Annotated in this window: 25 protein-coding genes; 7 read left to right on the forward strand and 18 right to left on the reverse strand. The window is 48.5% G+C overall.

Annotation, left to right across the window (positions count from 1 at the left end):
• Positions 1 to 102: 102 nt before the first annotated feature.
• The 11 genes from EHS89_RS15475 to EHS89_RS15525 all read right to left on the reverse strand — a co-directional run bounded on the left by EHS89_RS15475 (position 103) and on the right by EHS89_RS15525 (position 8,994).
• Positions 103 to 1,122 carry a DNA polymerase III subunit delta' gene (locus EHS89_RS15475; RefSeq protein ID WP_124927068.1) on the reverse strand — a complete coding sequence of 340 codons (1,020 nt, stop codon included), beginning with the start codon at positions 1,120 to 1,122 and terminating at the stop codon, positions 103 to 105.
• 5 nt (positions 1,123 to 1,127) lie between these two features.
• Positions 1,128 to 1,769: a dTMP kinase gene (tmk, locus tag EHS89_RS15480; RefSeq protein ID WP_124927069.1), complete on the reverse strand. Its 642-nt coding sequence runs from the start codon at positions 1,767 to 1,769 to the stop codon at positions 1,128 to 1,130.
• Positions 1,770 to 1,780: 11 nt separating this feature from the next.
• A complete protein-coding gene (gene mltG / locus EHS89_RS15485; RefSeq protein WP_124927070.1) occupies positions 1,781 to 2,815 on the reverse strand; it encodes an endolytic transglycosylase MltG in 1,035 nt (344 codons plus the stop codon).
• Positions 2,815 to 3,672 (reverse strand): aminodeoxychorismate lyase, encoded by an 858-nt coding sequence (gene pabC, locus EHS89_RS15490; protein WP_124927071.1) that lies wholly within the window; start codon positions 3,670 to 3,672, stop codon positions 2,815 to 2,817. Before pabC ends, mltG begins: the two co-directional genes overlap by 1 nt.
• A gap of 36 nt (positions 3,673 to 3,708) precedes the next feature.
• Positions 3,709 to 4,947 (reverse strand): beta-ketoacyl-ACP synthase II, encoded by a 1,239-nt coding sequence (fabF, locus tag EHS89_RS15495; protein WP_124927072.1) that lies wholly within the window; start codon positions 4,945 to 4,947, stop codon positions 3,709 to 3,711.
• A gap of 89 nt (positions 4,948 to 5,036) precedes the next feature.
• Positions 5,037 to 5,270 (reverse strand): acyl carrier protein, encoded by a 234-nt coding sequence (gene acpP, locus EHS89_RS15500; protein ID WP_124927073.1) that lies wholly within the window; start codon positions 5,268 to 5,270, stop codon positions 5,037 to 5,039.
• Between the two features lie 159 nt (positions 5,271 to 5,429).
• Positions 5,430 to 6,173, reverse strand: a complete 744-nt coding sequence (gene fabG / locus EHS89_RS15505) for a 3-oxoacyl-ACP reductase FabG (protein ID WP_124927074.1) — start codon at positions 6,171 to 6,173, stop codon at positions 5,430 to 5,432.
• A gap of 23 nt (positions 6,174 to 6,196) precedes the next feature.
• Complete coding sequence (gene fabD / locus EHS89_RS15510; protein ID WP_124927075.1) at positions 6,197 to 7,129, reverse strand: ACP S-malonyltransferase; 933 nt, start codon at positions 7,127 to 7,129, stop codon at positions 6,197 to 6,199.
• A 108-nt stretch (positions 7,130 to 7,237) separates the two neighbouring features.
• Positions 7,238 to 8,269: a phosphate acyltransferase PlsX gene (gene plsX / locus EHS89_RS15515; protein WP_124927076.1), complete on the reverse strand. Its 1,032-nt coding sequence runs from the start codon at positions 8,267 to 8,269 to the stop codon at positions 7,238 to 7,240.
• Between the two features lie 2 nt (positions 8,270 to 8,271).
• The gene (rpmF, locus tag EHS89_RS15520; protein WP_124927077.1) at positions 8,272 to 8,454 is read right to left on the reverse strand and encodes a 50S ribosomal protein L32; all 183 of its coding nucleotides are present in this window, start codon (positions 8,452 to 8,454) and stop codon (positions 8,272 to 8,274) included.
• A gap of 12 nt (positions 8,455 to 8,466) precedes the next feature.
• Positions 8,467 to 8,994 (reverse strand): YceD family protein, encoded by a 528-nt coding sequence (locus tag EHS89_RS15525; protein ID WP_124927078.1) that lies wholly within the window; start codon positions 8,992 to 8,994, stop codon positions 8,467 to 8,469.
• 121 nt (positions 8,995 to 9,115) lie between these two features.
• On the opposite strand from EHS89_RS15525, the gene EHS89_RS15530 reads away from it, so the two are divergent.
• Positions 9,116 to 9,694, forward strand: coding sequence for a Maf family protein (locus EHS89_RS15530; protein ID WP_124927079.1), 579 nt, complete (start codon positions 9,116 to 9,118; stop codon positions 9,692 to 9,694).
• 103 nt (positions 9,695 to 9,797) lie between these two features.
• Positions 9,798 to 10,385: a YiiX/YebB-like N1pC/P60 family cysteine hydrolase gene (locus EHS89_RS15535; RefSeq protein WP_124927080.1), complete on the forward strand. Its 588-nt coding sequence runs from the start codon at positions 9,798 to 9,800 to the stop codon at positions 10,383 to 10,385.
• Positions 10,386 to 10,452: 67 nt separating this feature from the next.
• Here EHS89_RS15535 and sppA read toward each other — a convergent pair whose 3' ends face one another.
• The 7 genes from sppA to EHS89_RS15570 all read right to left on the reverse strand — a co-directional run bounded on the left by sppA (position 10,453) and on the right by EHS89_RS15570 (position 16,735).
• Complete coding sequence (gene sppA / locus EHS89_RS15540) at positions 10,453 to 11,454, reverse strand: signal peptide peptidase SppA (RefSeq protein WP_229753778.1); 1,002 nt, start codon at positions 11,452 to 11,454, stop codon at positions 10,453 to 10,455.
• A gap of 17 nt (positions 11,455 to 11,471) precedes the next feature.
• On the reverse strand, positions 11,472 to 12,131 hold the full coding sequence (locus EHS89_RS15545; RefSeq protein WP_170167521.1) for an HAD family hydrolase: 660 nt from the start codon (positions 12,129 to 12,131) through the stop codon (positions 11,472 to 11,474).
• A gap of 98 nt (positions 12,132 to 12,229) precedes the next feature.
• On the reverse strand, positions 12,230 to 12,976 hold the full coding sequence (locus EHS89_RS15550) for an SDR family oxidoreductase (RefSeq protein WP_124927082.1): 747 nt from the start codon (positions 12,974 to 12,976) through the stop codon (positions 12,230 to 12,232).
• Positions 12,973 to 13,254 (reverse strand): hypothetical protein, encoded by a 282-nt coding sequence (locus tag EHS89_RS15555; RefSeq protein ID WP_124927083.1) that lies wholly within the window; start codon positions 13,252 to 13,254, stop codon positions 12,973 to 12,975. The genes EHS89_RS15550 and EHS89_RS15555 overlap by 4 nt, the downstream gene beginning before the upstream one ends.
• A 91-nt stretch (positions 13,255 to 13,345) precedes the next feature.
• Entirely contained in the window at positions 13,346 to 14,131 is a 786-nt protein-coding gene (locus EHS89_RS15560) for an enoyl-CoA hydratase-related protein (protein WP_124927084.1), read from the reverse strand.
• A 225-nt stretch (positions 14,132 to 14,356) separates the two neighbouring features.
• A complete protein-coding gene (gene paaN / locus EHS89_RS15565) occupies positions 14,357 to 16,024 on the reverse strand; it encodes a phenylacetic acid degradation protein PaaN (protein WP_124927085.1) in 1,668 nt (555 codons plus the stop codon).
• A gap of 264 nt (positions 16,025 to 16,288) precedes the next feature.
• Positions 16,289 to 16,735: a flavodoxin domain-containing protein gene (locus tag EHS89_RS15570; protein ID WP_124927086.1), complete on the reverse strand. Its 447-nt coding sequence runs from the start codon at positions 16,733 to 16,735 to the stop codon at positions 16,289 to 16,291.
• Positions 16,736 to 17,121: 386 nt separating this feature from the next.
• Here EHS89_RS15570 and EHS89_RS15575 point away from each other — a divergent pair, with 386 nt between their 5' ends.
• The 5 genes from EHS89_RS15575 to paaI all read left to right on the forward strand — a co-directional run bounded on the left by EHS89_RS15575 (position 17,122) and on the right by paaI (position 21,551).
• The gene (locus EHS89_RS15575; RefSeq protein WP_124927087.1) at positions 17,122 to 17,889 is read left to right on the forward strand and encodes a Phenylacetic acid catabolic protein; all 768 of its coding nucleotides are present in this window, start codon (positions 17,122 to 17,124) and stop codon (positions 17,887 to 17,889) included.
• Positions 17,890 to 17,990: 101 nt separating this feature from the next.
• Positions 17,991 to 18,770, forward strand: a complete 780-nt coding sequence (gene paaF, locus EHS89_RS15580) for a 2,3-dehydroadipyl-CoA hydratase PaaF (protein WP_124927088.1) — start codon at positions 17,991 to 17,993, stop codon at positions 18,768 to 18,770.
• Between the two features lie 4 nt (positions 18,771 to 18,774).
• The gene (gene paaG, locus EHS89_RS15585; protein WP_124927089.1) at positions 18,775 to 19,566 is read left to right on the forward strand and encodes a 2-(1,2-epoxy-1,2-dihydrophenyl)acetyl-CoA isomerase PaaG; all 792 of its coding nucleotides are present in this window, start codon (positions 18,775 to 18,777) and stop codon (positions 19,564 to 19,566) included.
• 28 nt (positions 19,567 to 19,594) lie between these two features.
• On the forward strand, positions 19,595 to 21,109 hold the full coding sequence (paaH, locus tag EHS89_RS15590; RefSeq protein WP_124927090.1) for a 3-hydroxyacyl-CoA dehydrogenase PaaH: 1,515 nt from the start codon (positions 19,595 to 19,597) through the stop codon (positions 21,107 to 21,109).
• 1 nt (position 21,110) lies between these two features.
• Entirely contained in the window at positions 21,111 to 21,551 is a 441-nt protein-coding gene (gene paaI, locus EHS89_RS15595; protein WP_124927091.1) for a hydroxyphenylacetyl-CoA thioesterase PaaI, read from the forward strand.
• Positions 21,552 to 21,737: the final 186 nt, after the last annotated feature.

Raw genomic sequence — 21,737 nt, forward strand, 5'->3', positions numbered from 1 at the left:
GCACTATTATTAAGTACTTATAATAAGCTCTGATATCAGATACTTAAGTTTTAACCCTAACCATCTTACTACCGGGATCTGCTGCTGTATATGTTAACGGCATTATGGGCGCGGCAACATATACCACTGGTGTAAAAGCTTTTCCATTAACAGCTGTTTATTCGGGTTGCGCCGAAACATCACATCCCGCCGCGCCTCATGAACACTATCGGCAAATTGGTAGAGTTTTTTACTACCGACCTTTCGTGCTACAGCTACCAGCATATTTCTTGCATCGCTATGACGCAACAGATCTTCATCGGTATTATTTTCTGAGGTACGGGCAATATCAACTAACCAACTGTAGATCCAGCCCAAAACCAACTCAAGATCTTCTTTGTATAAACTCTGCGATACTTCAATTACTGAACGACGATTCTTCAGAATGTCAGCCAGCCCCTTCAAAACACGGGCCCGCAGCCCTAGCAGATCATCTTGCTTATAAGCCAGTGCCTGGAGGGGTGAGTTATGGGCTATTACCAATAACTGCTCAGCTTCGGCTGCATCTACTTCCAATTGGGTTGCGACCCACTGGGTTGCCAGTTGAGTATCCGCCAAGGGCATATCAACGCGCTGACAACGACTTTTAATCGTGGGCAGCATCTGACCCAAACGATGCGTTAAAAGCATCAGTAGCGTATCTGAGCCTGGCTCTTCCAGCATCTTCAGCAATGCATTGGCTGCATTTATATTCATACTGTCTGCCGGATCAATAATGACGATCCGATAACCGCCTTGTTGAGCTGTTGAATAGATAAACTCAGTTAGCTGCCTTACCTGATCTATTTTTATCGGTTTGCCCGGTTCGTCCGGCTGTAACCGATACATATCCGGATGACCACCAGAACTGCTCAATTCACAGCTTCGGCAATGACCGCAGGCACTACCTGCCTGAGGCGAGCGGCATAACATATAGTTGGCTAATGCCAGCGCAAAGCAGGCTTTGCCTATGCCTTCCGGGCCATTAATCAATAACGCATGAGGTAAGCGGTTTTGTTCATTAAGCTCAAGCAGATGCTCCCAGCGCCCTTTTAACCAAGGTAAAACCAGAGGTTTATCCTGCCAGATATCATCATCAGCCACTCAACTTACCTCTGCTTTGCCAAAAAAGTATTTAATACCTGTGCGATCTGCTCCTGCACCTGCTCTAACGTGCCGGAAGCATCGATTATAGCAAATCGCTTCGGATCAGAACCGGCCCGGTCAAGGTAGGCGTTGCGCACCCGGTCAAAGAATTCGATTTTTTCATTTTCAAAGCGATCAAGCTCGCCTCGCTGACTTGCCCGAGACAGGCCAATTTCAACCGGAAGGTCCAGCAAAATGGTCAGATCTGGCTGCAAGCCTCGCTGTACAATCGTTTCTAGCTGACTGATCAGCTCTCTACTCAAACCCCGGCCGCCACCCTGATAAGCGAAGGTTGCGTCGGTAAAGCGATCGCAGAGCACCCATCGACCCGCATCAACAGCAGGCCTTACAACCTGATCCAAATGCTGCGCTCTGGCGGCAAAGACCAGTAACAGTTCGGCATCATCGGCAACCTTTTCATCGCGGTTAGCCAATAACAGCTCGCGCACCTGCTCCGCAAGCGGAGTACCGCCTGGCTCACGGGTTAACTGGTAATCGATCTGATGCTGCTCAAGGACAGATTCAATAAACCGGAGATTGGTCGATTTCCCGACACCTTCGGTCCCCTCAAGCGTGATAAAGCATCCAGGCTTTACTGTTGTCATTATAGATTCCGTTAATTCTGGTCGGGACTGGAACGGTAATTAGTACGACGGCGCAGCTGATACTCTTTAACTGCACGATTATGCTGCTGCAGGGAAGCCGAGAATTGATGGCTTCCATCCCCCTTTGCAACAAAATAGAGCCACTTTCCATCCTCTGGATGAAGTGCCGCCTGAATCGCTTCACGGCCTACCATCGCGATAGGTGTGGGTGGCAAACCTGCAATGGTGTATGTGTTATATGCGGTGGGCCTGCGTAGATCTGATCTGCGAATATTACCCTTATACTTATCACCCATGCCGTAGATAACAGTCGGGTCTGTTTGCAGACGCATTTTTTTCTCTAAGCGTCTGACAAATACACCGGCGATGGTTGGACGCTCAGAGCTTAAACCGGTCTCTTTTTCAACAATAGAGGCCATAATTAAAGCCTCATACGAACTGGCATACGGCAGTTTTTCCGCCTTATTTTGCCAGGCCTTATCCAGCTCTTGCTGTAATAAGCTGTTAGCTCGATTCAACAGATCAAGATCGCTCATACCCCGCTGAAACTGATAGGTATCAGCCAGGAACAAGCCCTCAGGGTGTTTATCAGCTAATCCCAGCAGAGACATTATCTGCTCATTAGTCTTGCCTTCAAGGGTTTGCTTAAGAACGGTGTTTTCCTTTATAGCTGCCTTAAGCTGCTTAAATGTAGAGCCTTCGATTACCGTAAAGTTGTAGGAAATACTTTTTCCTTCGATTAACTGGGTCGCCAATAATCGGGGAGTAGTACCTGCATCTATCTGATATTCACCCGCTTTTAACAGATGACCTATTTTCTCTAAGCGGATATAGACATTGAACCAGTCAGGTTTAGTTAAAACACCCTCGCTGGCAAGTTGCTTCACTACCCGCCCGAAGCTACTGCCCGGCGTCACCATCACAATCTTTGATTGCTGTAGTTTCAACGGCGCATCCAGATAGCTTTGAAACGAGGCCCAGGCGGCAATAAATCCTGCAATCAAAAGGACCAGAATAACAACAGACGAGAGAACTACTTTACGCACTAATAAATTCCTTCTACAGCAAGCTGTTGCTGTAACAACCGGGAAACCGGGCCGATGGTCAGTTTTTGCTCAGTTTGATTTAACTGAATAATTTTTATGACAGGCCAGATACCAATAACACTATTGCATACAAATAACTCATCGCAGAGATCCAGCTCGGCTTCTGAGAAATCTCCCAGGCTGATCGCTAAGCCCAGATCGGATGCAATACTCATAATACGCTGACGAACTATGCCAGCAACCCCACAACGCGCAAGCTCCGGCGTATAGAGGTGATTGTTTTTAACCCAAAACAGGTTGCTCATTGTTCCTTCTGCCAGATACCCATCAGCGTCCTGCACAAGACCTTCCCGAATTGAGCTATCGTCCCACTCGGCACGGGCTAAAACCTGCTCCAGCCGGTTCAAATGCTTAATACCCGCCAATAGCGGCGACAGAGCCAGCCTGGTTTGGCATTTTATAACAGATATGCCGTTTTGAGCAGGCTGATCCGGATATTCAGGATATGGATTCAGCGCCACCACTCGGTTGGGCTTAAGTGCGCCGGATACAGCATAGCCCCGCCCCCCGCTGCCACGTGTTACTGTGACTTTAAGGATCTGACGCTCAGGAATATTGGCTTGCAGGGCTAATAACTGCTGCAAATCATATTCAAGCTGATCAATCAGATCAGGGGTAACCGGGATACCCAGTCGATTTGCACCGGTCTGTAAACGCTGCATATGCAACGACCATGCTATCGGCTGGCTTTTATTCAGAACAATAGTTTCAAAAACGCCCTGACCATAAGCAAAGCCACGATCAGTAACATCGACAGATCGTTCAGGCTGACCATTAATCAGTATATTCGAAGCCATAAATAAAGAATGGGCGCGCGACGCGCGCCCATGAACTCAGATCTTACGGAAAATCAGGGTACCGTTTGTACCGCCGAAACCGAATGAGTTAGACATAGCCGCCTCAATAGGCGCTTCCTGGGCAGTATGAGCCACGTAGTTCAGATCACAGCCCTCAGAAGGATTATCAAGATTGATCGTCGGTGGCGCAACCTGATCGCGGATAGCCAGAACACTGAAGATAGCTTCAACAGCACCAGCAGCACCTAAAAGATGGCCAATCATCGACTTAGTCGAGCTCATGCGCACATCTGCAGCTGCATTACCTAACACCAGTTTAGCGGCATTAGATTCAGCAATATCGCCAGCCGGTGTCGAAGTACCGTGGGCATTGATATAGTTTATCTGCTCAGGGTTTAAGCCCGCATCTTTAACTGCATTGGCCATGGACATGGCCGCACCTGCGCCATCTTCTGGCGGCGACGTCATGTGGTAAGCATCATCACTCATACCAAAGCCGATCAGCTCTGCATAAATGGTTGCTCCACGGGCTTTAGCAGCCTCGTATTCTTCAAGCACAACAACACCTGCACCATCACCCAGAACAAAACCATCACGGTCACGATCCCAGGGACGACTTGCTGCCTGCGGATCATCGTTACGGGTAGACAAGGCACGCGCAGCGGCGAAACCGCCAACACCCAATGGTGTAGTTGCCATCTCAGCACCACCTGCGATCATCACATCAGCATCACCGTACTGAATCATGCGCGCGGCAGATCCGATATTGTGAGTACCGGTAGTGCAAGCGGTAGTAATTGCGATATTCGGACCTTTGAAACCGTACTTAATAGCCAGGTTTCCGGAAATCATATTGATAATACTGCCCGGCACGAAGAAAGGTGAAATGCGGCGAGGACCACTTTTATTCAACGTGTCATGGGTATTTTCGATCATTGGCAGGCCACCGATGCCTGAACCAATTGCGACACCGATTCGTGGTGCGTTTTCATCAGTTACTTCAAGGCCAGCGTCTTCAACAGCCTGAATTGCCGCTACCATCCCGTACTGAATGAACAGGTCCATCTTACGGGCGTCTTTCGGGCTCATGTAGCCAGTCAGATCAAAATCTTTAATCGATGAAGAAAAACGGGTACCAAACGGTGTTGCGTCGAAGTGAGAGATCTCAGCCGCGCCACTTTTGCCGTTAAGAATATTGGCCCATGTCTCCTGGACAGTGTTACCCACTGGGGTCAGCATACCCAATCCGGTAATAACTACTCTTCTACGAGACATCAAAATCCTCCTGGTTTACCGGTCTTAACAAAAGAAAAGCCGCACTATATTTCTATAGTTGCGGCTTTTCGATAATCTGGTTGTGTCGATTACTGATGTGCGTTGATGTAATCGATTGCCAGTTTAACAGTAGTGATCTTCTCTGCTTCTTCATCAGGAATTTCAGTTTCGAATTCCTCTTCCAGAGCCATAACCAGCTCTACAGTATCCAGAGAGTCTGCACCCAGATCTTCAACAAAAGAAGCTTCGATAGTTACTTCTTCTTCTTTAACACCCAGCTGTTCAGCAATGATTTTCTTTACGCGCTCTTCGATGTTGCTCATAACTCTTCCTATTGTTTATCGACGTTCACATCCGTAAATGTGCACAGGGATTTTATTAGAATCCGCCGTTATGGATCAAGCCTGACGGCGTTTTTCTCCAGTGAACTGCGGCCCATTATCAACAATTTTGCAAAAAAAACAATTCCCTAGAGGAAATCTTTACGACATATACATGCCGCCATTGACATGGATCGTGTCTCCAGTCACGTAACCACCGGCTTCGCTGGCAAGAAAACCAACGACTGCAGCAACTTCCTGAGGCTGCCCAAGGCGGCCTAATGGAATCTGCTTTTGTAATGTTTCTTTGTGCTCTTCTGGCAGGCCACTGGTCATATCGGTATCGATAAAGCCCGGCGCAACACAGTTGACCGTGATATTACGGGAAGCAACTTCACGGGCCAGTGCGCGACTGAATCCTTCCATACCGGATTTAGCCGCAGCATAGTTTGCCTGACCGGCATTACCCATTGACGCTACCACAGATGAAACGTTTATGATGCGGCCCCAGCGTGCTTTAGTCATACCGCGCAGGCAGCCTTTCGCGACACGATAAACGGACTTGAGATTGGTGTTCATAACCGAATCCCACTCATCCTCTTTCATGCGTAACATGATATTATCGCGTGTGATGCCGGCATTATTGACGATGATAGCAACAGCTCCGAACTCGGCCTGAATTGCCTTTATCACTTCATCAACCGACTCATTTGAGCCTACATCAAGACGCATTCCTGCACCGCTTACACCTGCTGTTTGCAGATATTCAGAGATAGATGCAGCACCATTATCACTGGTTGCAGTACCCACTACAACGGCGCCCTGACGACCCAGCTCCAGCGCAATCTCTTTACCAATACCACGGGTAGCACCAGTAACCAGCGCCACCTTACCTTCGATACTCATAACTCTTTTCCTTTTAGCAGGGATTAAGCGCTCAGCGCCTTCTCCAGACCCGCAGGTTCGTTTATTGCAGCAACCGCCAGTGGGCGATGAACTTTTTTGTTCAGCCCTGACAATACCTTTCCAGGGCCACACTCAACCGTAGATTCAATACCCTGACCAATCATATTTTGCACAGAATCAGTCCATAGCACCGGGCTGTACAATTGCGCCAATAAATTATTAATCAGCTCATCGGTTGTAGTCGGCGCTTTAGCAGTAAAGTTTTGAATAACTGTTATAGATGGCAACTTAACTGCAATATTCTTTAGCTCAGTGGCCATCTGCTCTGCTGCGGGCTTCATCAGCACACAGTGCGATGGAACACTTACAGGTAGTGGGATAGCGCGCTTAGCACCGGCCTCTTTACAGCCTTCAATAGCACGCTCTACCGCTGCCTTATTGCCTGCAATCACAACCTGCCCGGGGCAGTTGAAATTTACCGGCGAAACAACTTCGTCCTGCGCTGCAGCATCACAAGCGGTCTGAATAGCATCATCTGCAAGACCCAGAATAGCAGCCATTGCACCGGTACCTGCAGGCACGGCCTGCTGCATAAACTCGCCCCGCAGCCTGACCAGATTTACAGCATCCTTAAACTCAATAGCTCCGGCGCATACCAGTGCAGTGTACTCACCCAGACTATGCCCCGCCATCAGCGCAGGTTGTGCACCGCCCTGCTGCTGCCATAAGCGCCACAAGGCGACTCCGGCGGTAAGTAACGCAGGCTGTGTGCGGTCGGTCTGATTAAGATCGGCTTCAGGTCCATCCTGGGTCAGTGCCCAGAGATCATAGCCCAGCACTTCTGATGCTTCAGCAAATGTTTCCTGAATAATGGAGTGTTCGGAAGCCAGATCAGCCAGCATACCAAGATGCTGGGAGCCCTGTCCCGGAAAAACAAACGCAAGGGATTGTGGCATTGTTACCTCAATTTACAAATAGGCGCATAACAATTTAAAAAGAGTAGTTTACAGCATTCAGAATGAATTAAAACGTTTGTCTTAAGGCTTGATTTCGATATCTGTAAATCAGTTGATTTGAGACTCTAGTTCGCGATTTATACTGCCCGGCAGATCCATACTAACCTCGGCTACTGCCTGATCTATCGCAAAGCCGAAGCAGGTTGAATTAGCCGCTCCGTGACTTTTAACTACGATACCCTGGAGTCCAAGCAAGCTAGCGCCATTTCTGCGTGCTGGATCGATATGGCTACGTATCTCACCAAGAATGGGTGCAGCGAGCCATGCAGTAAAGCGACGCAACAATGAGGCTGAGAAGCTGCTACGCATCTGGCTGCCGATTAACCGGGCCACTCCCTCACTGCTTTTCAAAGCGATATTACCGACAAAACCATCGCAAACAACAACATCAACCTTGCCGGTGAAGATATCGTCACCCTCGACAAAGCCCTGATAATTAAGTCCGCCATGCTCCCTGATTAACCTGGAGGCAAGTTTTACCTGTTCATTGCCTTTGTTTTCTTCCTCACCGACATTAAGCAATCCTATTCGAGGCTGCTCAATACCCTCTACCGCCCGGGTCATTACAGAACCCATTACAGCAAACTGCAGCAGATGCTCCGCACTACAATCAACATTTGCTCCCAGATCCAGCATATAGCTGACACCCTGAGCTGAAGGGATCGCAGTAATAATGGCGGGACGATCAATGCCCGGCAGCATTTTCAGAGAAAAACGCCCCAGAGCCATCAATGCTCCGGTATTGCCTGCGCTTACGCAGGCCTGAGCCTGACCTTCTGCCACCAGGCTAATTGCCCTGAACATAGAAGAGTCACCGCGCTTACGCAGTGCATAGGACGGCTTTTCGTCATTGGCAATGATGTTGTCAGCATTAACAATCGTTATACGATCGGCAATAGCAGCAGCTGGGTGCTTGCCCAGTGATTTTTCTAAAACAGGAGATAAAACAGATTTCTGGCCAACCAGCTTAAGGGTTAGCTGAGGGTGACGCTTCAGAGCATCAACAGAGGCGGGAATAATAACACGGGGACCGAAGTCCCCGCCCATCGCGTCAAGCGCGATACATATGCTGTCTGACAAACTTACTCGTCGTCTTGCTGCGCAACAACCTGTTGACCACGGTAAAAACCATCAGCACTTACGTGGTGACGACGGTGTACTTCACCAGTAGTAGCTTCAACGGATAGAGTCGGGTTGCTCAGGGCATCGTGAGAACGACGCTGGCCGCGACGTGAACGAGTTACTTTGCTCTTTTGTACTGCCATGGGATCTAGCTCCTATTTCTGCTTATCAGCCTTCAGTGAGGCTAATACACTGAAAGGGTTCGGTTTATCTGATTCTGTTTCTTTGTCAGTCGTAGCCGCGTCACCGAAGGACGTCTGTATACTGCAGTCATCGTGGTATGGCACAATCGGGAGCGACAAAATCAACTCTTCTTCCACCATAGGTAACAACAACAAATCATCTTCAGGTACAATCAGCGGATCGTAATGCCTGGGTAGATTTTTTGCATGCTCCTCAGTAGGAGCTACAGCCAGATTGAACTTCGCTTCAACTTTAATATCAACGGGCTCAAGACAACGCTGACAGGTCATTTTGACCATGCCGCCGGCGGTGCCGACTATTGTGCGAATACGTTGCGGATCATTATCAAACTGCAGGTCGACAGAGATTGAACCCTGTTCTTCACACAGTGTTGATAGCAGATTAGGCAACAAGCGAAGCTCAGCTTCACCTTCTATCCGCACTCCCCGCTCAGCAAGCTTACGCGGGTCTATTTTCTTTGGTAATGGGGCGTTCGACATAAGCGCGCAATTCTAGGGATCAAAACCCGGTCTGTCAAAGGAAATAAGGCTTTTAAAGCGAAAAAAACGGGTTAATATCTGTACCTTAGCGTAAGCCACATATTTTTGGAGTTACCGCAGTATGACACAGTTGGTTCTGGCCTCAAGTTCACCGTTCAGAAAAGCGATTCTGGATAAACTTAATCTACCCTTTGAGACTGCCTCGCCTGATATTGATGAGACAAGGCATATCAACGAATCACCTCAGGATTATGTAGCACGCTTGTCAGAAGAAAAAGCCAGAGCGCTTCAGCAACAATACCCTAACGCACTGATTATTGGCTCTGATCAGACTGCTATTATTAATGGCGAAACCATTGGTAAGCCAGGTAATTATGATAACGCCTATAAACAGTTATCTGATGCATCAGGTAAAACGATTGTCTTTTTAACCGGCCTGACTCTGTTCAATAGCGTCACAAATATATCAGATACTGAGGTTGTTCCCTTTCAGGTTCATTTCCGCTCACTGACACCACAGATGATAAATAACTATCTGACAGCAGAGCAACCCTATAGCTGTGCCGGCAGTTTTAAATCTGAAGGCCTGGGGATCGCCCTGTTTGAGAAGCTCGAAGGCGATGATCCAAATACGTTGATAGGCCTGCCACTTATTAAGTTAATTCGGATGCTAGAAAAACAAGGCCAAACTATCATCTGAAACTAAAGGTATTACATTCCGATACCGACACCATTTAAATGGCGCCAAGGGATCAAATTACGCAAAATTGACTCCAATCTATATGGCTAACGGAGTTATTTAAATGAAAGCGCATGAACTTGATCAGCTTGAACAACGCATCACCGCAACTCTTCAAGAGGGTGATATTCTGTTTATCTCAATTAATGCCTTTTTATATAAGCAGGTCGCTCGCGGTACCGGAAGCTGGAGTTCCCACGTTGGCTTTGCAATTAAAGAGGCCGGCCAATGGCTGGTCATTGAAAGCAAAGTCCCCCGGGTGACCAAAACACCGTTACGTAAATACCTTAGCCGCACCTGCAACGGTGAGGTAATGGTACGACGCCTGCCAGCCCCTCTTTCTGACACTCAGCTAAAGCAATTAAAGCAGGTAGCCGACAGGTACCTTGGCGAGTTTTACCACCTGGGCTTTAAGTTTGATTCGAAACGTCAGTTTTGTTCCAAATTTGTTCATCTGGTATTTAAAGAGGCACTGGGAATAGAGCTAGGTAAAGTGCAAAGCCTTGAGCAACTGCTAAACGAGAACCCTCAAGCATCTGTTGGCTTCTGGCGCTGCTGGTATCTGGGTTTTATTCCCTGGCAGCGAAAAACCCTGACGCCGGCGAGTCAGATTAGCGACCCTAAGCTAACAACAATATTGTCTACTGTTTGATCGAAATAATTTCACAGAAGAATTAAAAAAAGCCTCATTTAGAGGCTTTTTAATTTTTGAATGGCTTCTAACGTAGCTGAGTCGTATTACCCAACCCTAACTGAGCAGACATTCCTTTCGCAAAGCTAACACCTAACTGATCAATGATCTGCTCAAGCGGCGTGCCCTGAGGGGTATAGTCAACCAGTTTTTCTGCACCAACAATCTGTCTTGCTACATGACTACTGCTACCTAAGCCATCAATCAGCCCTAGCTCAACCGCCTGTTCGCCGGTCCAGACCAGACCACTATAAAGCTTAGTATCATCTTTGATACGATCGCCCCGCCCCAGTTTAACCTGTTCGATAAACTGCTGGTGAGTGGTGTTTAACACTGACTGCCAGAACTGACGCTCTTTATCCTGTAGAGGCGAGAATGGATCCAATAAAGCTTTATTATCACCGGCGGTAAATGTGCGACGTTCAACACCCACCTTCTCCATCAGATCAACGAAGCCAAAACCTGATGAAATTACCCCGATTGAGCCTACTAAACTGGCTTTATCGGCATAGATCTCATCCGCTGATGCGGCAATGTAATAGGCACCCGATGCACCAATATCCATAATCACGGCATAAACTTTCTTTTCCGGATGTAGTGCACGTAAGCGCTTCACTTCATCATAGACATAACCTGATTGCACCGGACTACCGCCTGGGCTGTTAATCCGCAAAATGACGGCTTTTGCCTCATCCGCCTTAAATGCCTTGCGCAATGCATGAATAATAGCGTCCGCACTGGCTTCTTCACCGTCAGCAATCGGCCCTTTAACCTGTACAACCGCTGTATGCTCTCCGGCATCATCGGCATCAGGCGCAAAACTATCTGCAAACAGAAACACACCCAAAATAACAAAGAGATAGCCGAAAGTCAGAAGCTTAAAGAAGATACCCCAGCGTCGCGCGCTGCGCTGCTCTTTTTGCAGGCCCATAAAAGCCCGCTCGATCAACCGCCACTCTTTAGTCTTAGTTTCATATTTCTTAATAGCATCTGCATCTTTGCTATCATTTGCCCAGGGATTAAAGCCCACACCTTTCTCCTTTGTAATCAGCTATTCATCGACTTATCAGTTAACCAGTTTTCCAATTCCGGGAATGCATGCATCTCCAGTATAGGATTAAATTGCTTTAACCGGTCGATATGATGTGCACCATAGCTCACTGCAATAGTGTCCATACCCGCTCTGACACCCATTTCCAGATCAAATTCCGTATCACCAATCATAACGGCATCTTTTGCATCGACGCCGGACTGTTCTAATATCTCATACAGCATATGGGGATCAGGCTTGGAAGTGGTTTCATCCGCACAGCGCGACAATTCAAACAGGTGCTCAAGCCCTGTTTCATCGAATACGCGCTGCATACCACGTCGACTCTTACCAGTAGCCACTGCCAGACGATAACCTTTATCTTTAAGATTTGTTAAGGTGCTCTCAACCCCTTCAAATAACGCCGTAGGAGTTGTATCAGCGCCCAGATAATAATATCCGTACCGTTCACGCATATCCGGTATCACTGCTTCATCGACTCCCGGTATCAATACCCGTATCGCCTCTGGCAGGCCAAGACCGATAATGTTTCTGACCGCATCATCAGTTAGCTCTGGTTGATCCAGGTCTCTGGCTGCTTGCTGCATGCTGGAAATAATCCGGGCAGCAGAATCAATGATAGTGCCGTCCCAATCGAAGATAAGTAATTTATACAAAGTCTGAGTTCCAACCGATTTAAAATGAAAAAGCCTCTGAAAGCGCTGATAGTACGCCAACAGAGGCCAAATGATAACCATCTATTAATCAGGACAAGTTAGTTTTCCTGAATCACTGGTCTTATTAAAAGTTCACTAACATCCACATAGGCCGGCTGGCTTAGCGCATAAAGAATGCCGTTAGCAATATCTTCAGGCTGCAGGTTTGGCATATTCTCCCCGTACATATTATCTTTAACTGCTGCGCGAATCTTATCGTGTGCAATGCTGTCGGGCAGTTCGGTGTCTACCGACCCAGGCTGAATATCGGTCACCCGCACACCAAAACGAATGGCTTCTTTACGCAGCGTATCGGAGATCGCCCTGACAGCATGCTTAGTGCCGCTGTAAACACCAGCACTCTGATAAGTAAGCCGTGCTGCAACCGAACTGATATTAACAATATAGCCCTCTTTACGCTCTGCCATCCCGGAATAAACCGCATTGATCGCGTACAGCACACCTTTGATGTTGGTGTCTATCATCTGCTCCCACTCATCAACACGACCATTGATTATTGGGCTGATAGGCATAGTGCCGGCATTGTTAATTAATATATCAACGCCACCCTGATCTGCGATAAGCGCAGCTACCCGCTCCATACCTTTTCGGTCTGAGACATCAACCACAGCGACAGTTACGTCCCGCCCCATAGCCCGCAATTCATCTGCCAGTTCTTTGAGCCGCTCTTCCCGACGGGCACTAATGATCAGATCAGCGCCTTCTGTTGCTAACAGCCGGGCTGTAGCCTGACCTATTCCTGAGCTGGCGCCTGTAATCCAGGCCTTCTTTCCTTTTAACTTCATTGTGTTACCACGTAATCTTCATCATCTGAATAAGCTTCTTCTGTTAGATAAAAGCCTACCGCGCCAACCGACCAGAGTCCATTCACAAGCACTTCCCCTTCTCCCTCATCTGCATACTTAAGGGTCCAGATATGATTATGACCTGCATCCATAGCTAACTCTTCAGCGGCAAACTCATCTTCGATAAGCAGTGGATTTTCGCCACCTTCATTTATGACCCGCGCGGTAAACTTTGCCTGCCACTGCGCCATGGAGATCTCAATGGTTGTAATACTCATCTGAATAGCCCTTTAAAAGCAAAACGCCGGCAGTAGCTTTTACTGACGGCGTTTATGATATTGACCCGGTTAGCAGTCTTCTAACAGACCATTAACGGTTTTTGAACTCTGGCTTACGTTTTTCAGCAAAGGCATTCATGCCTTCAGAGCAGTCTTCAAACGCAAAAGTTGCCTCAAAAGCACGGCGCTCAAAACGCAGGCCATCATCTAGCGAACTACCTACCGCCATATCAACACATTCTTTAATCAGAGTAAGCGCCGGACGAGACATTGATGCGATCTTACGCGCAGTCTTGAATGACTGTTCAGCCAGCTCTTCTGCGGGAACAATACGGGAAACCAGTCCTGCACGCTCCGCTTCTTCAGCACCCATCATACGACCGCTGAGGCACATCTCCATCGCTTTCGCCTTACCGACCGCCTTAGTCAAGCGCTGAGTACCGCCAGCACCCGGCATAGTACCTATACCAATTTCAGGCTGACCGAATTTAGCGCTATCTGCAGCAATGATGAAATCACAAGCCATCGTCATTTCACAGCCACCACCCAGGGCAAAACCTGCTACAGCAGCAATCACCGGCTTACGTGCCTCATCAATGGCGCGCCAGCAGTCACGTTGAATATAAGGGAAGTTTTTAGCGTACAGATCAGCAAATGTCTGATCTTTCATCTCTTTGATATCGGCACCCGCTGCAAACACCTGATCGCCGCCGGTGATCAGGATACAGCCAACACTATCATCTACTTCAAAACCATCAACTGCTTCGCCGACTTCACGGCACAGCGTTGAATTCAGCGCATTCATCGCTTTAGGGCGATTCAGCGTGATAATACCTACGCCATCTTTTACTTCACTAAGAATACATTCGTAACTCATAACGAATCCTTTTCTGTAAATTTGATTCTTTATCAAGAGTCTTTCGATAGAGATAAACGCAATGAGCGCAGCTTAGGCAAGGCTAAAGCTGATGAGACAGCGGAGCTTACAATTGTAAGTGAGCATGTATTCGCTCCGCTCCCCCTTCGGGCCGCACTAAAAGTGCGTTCTGGCAAAGCCAGTCAAATCAGCTTTCAACGCCGCATAAGCAAGCGCAATAGTTTATCAGGCGTGTTTACGCGACTGGATTACCCGAAACCGATTCGCTACATATGCCAGATCCGACAAACAAGCATTCGCCGCCGGGTTGCAACCCGTCGCATGGAAGTCACTGAATGCTGCGCTCTGGTTTACGAAGACACCGCCGGTCAGGTTGCTCGACAGGGCAACACCGCAATCCAGTGCCGCTTCTTCGATCTGATCCAACACCGCATCAGTCGTGGTGTAACAACCCATGGTGATCGCACCGTGGTTGCTAACCGCCTTATGGGCCAGCTCTACTGAGTGGTTAGTGCTGTCGGTCTTGATCAGGAAAGTGATCGGGCCGAAAAGCTCTTCCATATAGGTATCTTCTTTATCTGCATCGATGCTCAGGATCAGCGGGCTACGCATGCGCGCCTCTTTGAACCATGGGTTCACCGGACGGTCAGAATCACGTACGACGGTACCCAGCGCTTTCGCGTTGTCGATACGCTTGTCGGTCACTTCCGCCTGGATGCAGCCTAATACCATACCAGCACGTTCCGGATCAGACAGGAACTTGTCCAGACCGGTTGCCAGTGCGCTCGCTACATCATCAAAGCTCTTGTGGCCCTGATCTGTCTCGATACCACCGGCCGGGATGAAGATATCCTGCGGCGTGGTACACATCTGGCCGGAATACAGGCTCAGGGTGAAGGACAGATTCTGAATCATGCCCTTAAAGTTGTCAGTGGAGTCGACAATAATGGTGTTTACACCGGCTTTCTCGGTATACACCTGAGCTTGTGGGCAGTTCTGCTCCAGCCAGTCACCGAAGGCGGTGTTACCGGTAAAGTCGATCAGCTTAACAGCCGCGTGCTGGGCCAGCTCTTTAGTGCATGGCTGCGCCGGATCGGCATCGATAACCATCGATACGATGTGTGGCGGCAAGCCCTGCTCTTCTAATACCTCTTGTGCAATCTGGATAGAGATCGCTGCTGGCAGGATACCTGCGGGATGCGGTTTAACCACAACCGGGTTACCGGTAACCAGTGATGCGAACATCCCCGGGTAAGTGTTCCAGGTTGGGAAAGTTGAACAACCGATCACCAGACCCACACCGCGACCTACAACGGTAAATTTCTTATCCAGTACCAGTGGATCATGCTTGCCCTGAGGCTTAGTCCAGGTAGCAGCACCCGGTGCGCTGGTCATTGCTTCGTAGCCGTAAGCAACCGCTTCAAGACCACGGTCCTGAGCGTGTGGGCCACCGGCCTGGAAAGCCATCATAAAGCCCTGACCGGACGTGTGCATAACACCGTAACCGATTTCAAAGCTACGGGCGTTAATCCGCTTCAGAATCTCAAGGCAGATCCCTGCACGGGCATCAACACCGATATCACGCCATGCTTTCTGTGCGTCTTTCATCGCCGGCAGCAACACATCAATATCAACGGTCGGGTATTTTACACCCAGATCAAAACCGTACGGAGAGACTTCGCTACCCGCTTCACCGGTGATACCCGGCATTTTCAGTTCAAATGAGCCATTCAGGTGCGCTTTAAACGCTGCCTGACCATCTTTATCGGCGGTCTCGCCGTACTTGCGCGGGCTCGGGCTTTCCGGGTACGGGCTCCAGTAATCACGGGTACGGATCGCTTTCAGTGCACCTTGTAACGTATCCTGATGCTGCTCAAACAATGACTGGCTCATAATAGTTCTCTTTTCCGTTTTGAAACCTGCTAACGGGTTTCTTTTTAAGCAAAAGGCTGTGTCGATGACACAACCTCACTGTATTTTATTGCTGTATTTGTTGCGTAATTATTACTTTTTGGTACTGAGCTTAGATCACAACCTAAAAGCGTGACGAGCGCTGGTTAGACTAGGCGAAAATTTGCGAGCAAGCGGAGTTTACGACCGTAAATGAGCATTGCGAGCAGACTTTCAACGCCGTATAACCGAGCGCAGTAGCTTTAATTACAGTTCGGACATGAATTCCTTGGCCCAGTCCAATGCATCTTCATCAGGCAGCGGCTGCGTACAGGCATCGATCTCCAGTCGCTCACCTACACGAACTGCACCACGGGCAGCAAACACCGCATCCATATCTTTACCGGCCTGACAGAAGGTCTGATGATAGGTCTGATCACCTAACGCCACGATACCGTATTTGATATGAGAAAGGTCCATATCGCCCTCTTTCAGTGCGTCATGCAGAGGGATAATGTTATCCGGCAGCTCACCATCACCGTGGGTAGAGCAGCAGATAATCAGAATTTCACGGCTGGCCAGATCCAGTTCATCGGCTTCCGGCTCTTCATGAACTACTACATCATGATCCATACCCAGCTCATCACTCAGGGTATCTGCAACCATCTGGGCATTGCCGGATTCAGTTCCTACCAGGATAGCGATATCAGCCATAGTTCCTCTCACATCATTCTTAATCAGGTATTGCTATGTATTTCAGCAAAGTCACAGCAGCAAAAATACTGACCGTAAACTACCTTAACTTATTCGTTAGACTGAAACTAAAGATACACTAAACAATATGATACGAAAAGAATATTTATTGATAATATTATTGTATCTCTTTGGGTTTTTGCGTTAATCTAACCCTTATAGGTATTTAAAATCTGTATAAGAATACTGTGTCTGGAGCCGGTTCGATAAAGAAAACCTTTACAGAGCCCGTTACAGAAACGACTTGTCAGGTATTACTATTAGAATTAAATATAACTATTAGTGACTACCTTTATAAAAGTGCTTCCTACACAGTATTGAAGCAGAGAGATAACTGAGAGGCTTCTATGGCAATGGATGAAAAGACTCTGATCGAACGTATCAGTAAAGGCGATAAAATTCAGCGTGGCGAAGCATTACCTGCCAGCTACCGTACAGAACTGATGCGCCTGATGGTGGTTTTTGTAGACTCCCAGCTGGCCGGAGCAGCCGGTTTCGCCAATATGATTAACTGTGGCCCGGGGTTACGTGAGCGTCGAACTGCAGCTCAAATTGTTGCGGATCGTTTTGATCATGCGGAGCAGGTTCTCGATCTGTTAAAAGATTTCAATGTTGAACCACGTCTTTATGTATCTTCACACGCCTGGTCTTCTCGCCTGGATCGTACTATTGATCTGGGTAACCGTCGCATTGGCGGAGATAAGCGCTTGAATGTTTTCCACTATCCGCTGGAAGGCTGGGTAGATGCATTAGTACTGAATGCGCTGATGGGCACCGCCTCTGCTGTCCAGTTGGGTGAGCTACGCCACGCATCATATGCTCCGCTAGCTGAAGCGATGGTTGATATCGTTAAGTGTGAGCAGTCCCATGTTGAGATGGGTGAAAAAGGTCTGCAAGACGCTATCGATCATAATGGCCTGGCTGGCGCACAAGCAGCAGTCGACTACTGGTACCCTCGTGTAGCAGCCACCTTTGGCCGCTCTGATTCAGAACATAATGGTCGCTTCAAGCTGTTTGGCCTTATTAAGTTAGCTAACGATGAACGTCTGGCTGCCTGGGAAGGTCAGGTAAACGATATGCTAGGTCGCCTGGGTCTGAGCACCCCTTCAAATTAAGCAACACTCTATTACAAGCTAAAGGTGTCACTTCTGAGTAAGACAGTCGTGGCACTTTTTATATAAGAAATAATTTACTACAGACTATGCTGAGAAATACGATGTCAGACTATCAAGATATTCTGGTTTCTGAACCAGATAGTGGTGTAATCACCATCACTCTGAATCGCCCTGAAGCCCGCAACGCACTACGCACCAACCTGTTAAAGGAAATTGCTGAAGTACTGGACCAGGTAAATGCTGATAATACAGTTAACGCTGTAGTTATTACCGGCGGCGAAAAAGTCTTTGCTGCGGGTGCAGATATCAAAGAGATGGCCGAACTGGATGCGGTTGGCGTAATGAACGATCCCCGCCCTACCTACTGGCGCCGAATTGCTCAATTCCCGAAGCCTGTCATTGCGGCAGTGAATGGGTTTGCGCTGGGTGGTGGCTGTGAACTGATGATGCATTGCGATATTGTAATCGCCGGTGATAACGCTCAATTTGGTCAACCGGAAATCAATCTGGGGATCATCCCGGGTGCCGGTGGCACACAGCGCTTGCTACGTACCGTTGGTAAATCAATGGCGATGCAACTGGTACTTTCCGGTGAATTTATCAGTGCTGAACAGGCCCGTGAATTTGGCCTGGTTAGTGAAGTAACTATTCCTGAGATGAGCTACCCACGCGCACTCAAACTGGCTAAAACCATTGCACGCAAACCTCCTATTGCCGCTCGTCTGGCTAAAGAGTCGCTACTGAAAGCCTACGAAACCACTTTAGAAACCGGTCTTAACCTGGAACGTAAGGCATTTACCCTGCTTGCAGCTACCCAAGACCGTAATGAAGGTATTGCAGCCTTCATGGAAAAACGTCGACCGAACTTCCAAGGAAAATAATCAGATGGCATACGAAAATATCCAATTCGAAATTACTGAAGGCGTTGCACTTCTGACCCTGAATCGTCCAGATAGCCTGAACAGTTTCAATACTGACATGCACGCCGAGATGCGTGATGCTCTGAAACAGGTTAAGACAAATGCTGAAGTTCGTTGCTTGTTGATCACCGGTAATGGCCGCGGCTTCTGTGCTGGCCAGGACTTAAGCGATCGCAATGTTGATCCGGATGCAGAGATGCCAAATCTGGGTCAATCCATTGAGAAAAACTACAATCCAATGCTACGTGCTATTTCCAGCCTTGAAATGCCGGTTATCTGTGCGGTTAACGGCGTTGCAGCTGGCGCAGGTGCCAACATTGCACTGGCTTGTGATATCGTTCTGGCTTCTAAAAAAGCCAGCTTTATCCAGGCTTTCTGTAAGATCGGTCTGGTTCCTGATTCAGGTGGCACCTGGACACTGCCGCGCGCATTAGGTACTCCGCGCGCTATGGCGCTATCCATGCTGGGAGACAAACTCTCTGCCGAGCAAGCTGAGCAGTGGGGCATGATCTGGAAAACCTACGAGCCTGAAGAGCTGAAGGACGCTGCACTTGCGATGGCTAAACACCTGGCAACCCAGCCGACCAAAGGTCTGGCTTTAATCAAGCGCGCTATTCAGGCTTCAGCCGATAACAGCTTCGATGAGCAACTGGATCTTGAACGTGATCTACAAACACTGGCGGGTCGTACTGAAGATTACCGTGAAGGTGTTGCTGCATTCATGAACAAGCGTCAGCCAGAATTTAAAGGCAAGTAAACAAGCCAAGTAACGGAGTTTATATATTATGAGTCGTTTCACTACAGATTCTGTTATAGCAGTTATCGGTGCCGGCACTATGGGCGCTGGTATTGCTCAGGTAGCTGCAAAAGCAGGCCATCCGGTACTATTGTTTGATGCCGCTGAAGGCGCTGCTCAACGCGGTATTGATAACACTGCAAAAGGTCTGTCAAAGCTGGTTGAGCGCGGCCGTATGAGCCAGCAGGATGCCGATGCTCTGGTCGCCCGCATAAAGCCTGTTTCAGCCATTACTGATCTTGCCCCTTCTAACCTGGTGATTGAAGCCATTGTTGAACGCCTGGATATTAAGCAACAGGTGTTTGGTCAGTTAGAAGAGATCTGTGCTGAAGATACAGTCATCGCCACTAACACTTCTTCTATCTCTGTCACTGCGATCGGCTCAAGCCTGAAACGCTCACAGAACCTGGTCGGTATGCACTTCTTCAATCCGGCACCTATCATGAAACTGGTTGAGGTCATCAGCGGTCTGGACACAGATCCGCAGGTAGCCGCGGATATCTATGAATTATCTGCCAGCTGGGGCAAGTTGCCGGTACACGCTAAATCGACACCGGGCTTTATCGTAAACCGGGTAGCTCGTCCTTTTTATGCAGAAGGCCTGCGTATCAATCAGGAAGGTGCAGCAGATATAGCGACTATTGATGCTCTGCTACGCGAGTGTGGTGGTTTCCGTATGGGGCCATTTGAGCTGATGGATCTGATCGGACACGACGTCAATTACGCAGTTACCTGTTCAGTATTTGAAGCCTTCTATAACGATCAGCGCTTCCTGCCATCTTTGATTCAAAAGGAGTTGGTTGATGCCGGTCATTTCGGTCGTAAATCGGGCCGTGGCTTTTACGATTACAGCGAAGGCGCGGTAAAACCTGCCCCTGCAACTGCAGACAACTGTCCCGCTCCAGCCTCTATCACCATCGAAGGCAGTCTGGGCGTAGCCGAAGCGTTAGTTCAGCTAATCGAGCAGGCAGGTATTACAGTCAACCGGGTTGAGAACGATGAAGTTGAAGGCATGATCATGGTGGGCGATGCTACCCTGATGCTGACTAACGGCCAGTTCACTACCCAGCGTGCCGCTGAAACTATGCGTCCCAATCTGATCAATTTTGATCTGGCTCTGGACTACGCTAAGGCAACTCGTATTGCACTGGCTCCTGCTGATCAGGCTTCAACTGATGCATTGCAAAGCGTTACCGGCCTGTTCCAGGCAATAGGTAAAGCGGTAAGTGTCATTGATGACGTACCGGGCATGGCGGTTATGCGTACGGTCTGTATGCTGGCTAATGAAGGCTACGACGCGGTTAATCAGCAAGTATGTGACGATCAGGCAGTAGATATCGCTATGAAAGGCGGCGTGAACTACCCTTGCGGCCCTATCGAGTGGGTTGACGCGCTAGGCCTGAGTTATGCTCTGGATGTGCTGGACAACCTGATGGATGCCTACGGTGAAGACCGCTACCGTGCATCGCCACTAATGTTACGTAAGGTAGCCGGAGACGCTTAATATGCAAGTTGATGATATGACTCCACAGCAGCTGGCTGAAGCTTGTAGTGCAGCGATGCATGAACGAGACCACGCGGCACAAGCGATGGGCATGCAGATAGAGGAAGTCTCACCGGGTTATGCACGGTTATCAATGGTAGTACGCAAAGATATGCTTAACGGCTACGCTATCAGCCACGGCGGCTGCATGTTTACCTTGTGTGATACGGCGTTTGCTCACTCCTGTAATACCTATAACCGGGTAACTGTTGCCAGTGGTTGTACTATTGATTATGTCGCACCGGGATATGAAGGCGATATTCTGACGGCTGTTTCAAAAGAGCGTACCCGCAGTGGTCGTACCGGGGTTTACGATATTACCCTGACTAACCAGAACGGTGACGAGCTGGCTTTCTTCCGTGGTAAGGCTTATCAGATCAAAGGTACTGTAATTGCTGAGTAAATTCAGCGCGTTAACTTTGATTTAAATAAAGCCGCTATCACAAGCTAAAAATAAAAAGAGCTGTAGATACAAACATCTACGGCTCTTTTTTTATGCAGTACCAGAAGTCAGCTTTGTGCTGTGGATCAGAGGTTCAGTTGCTACTGATCACCGCCTGCCACAAACATTCCGTGCTGATGTACTGTA

The organism is Amphritea balenae, assembly GCF_003858655.1.
Taxonomy (GTDB): Bacteria; Pseudomonadota; Gammaproteobacteria; order Pseudomonadales; family Balneatricaceae; genus Amphritea; species Amphritea balenae.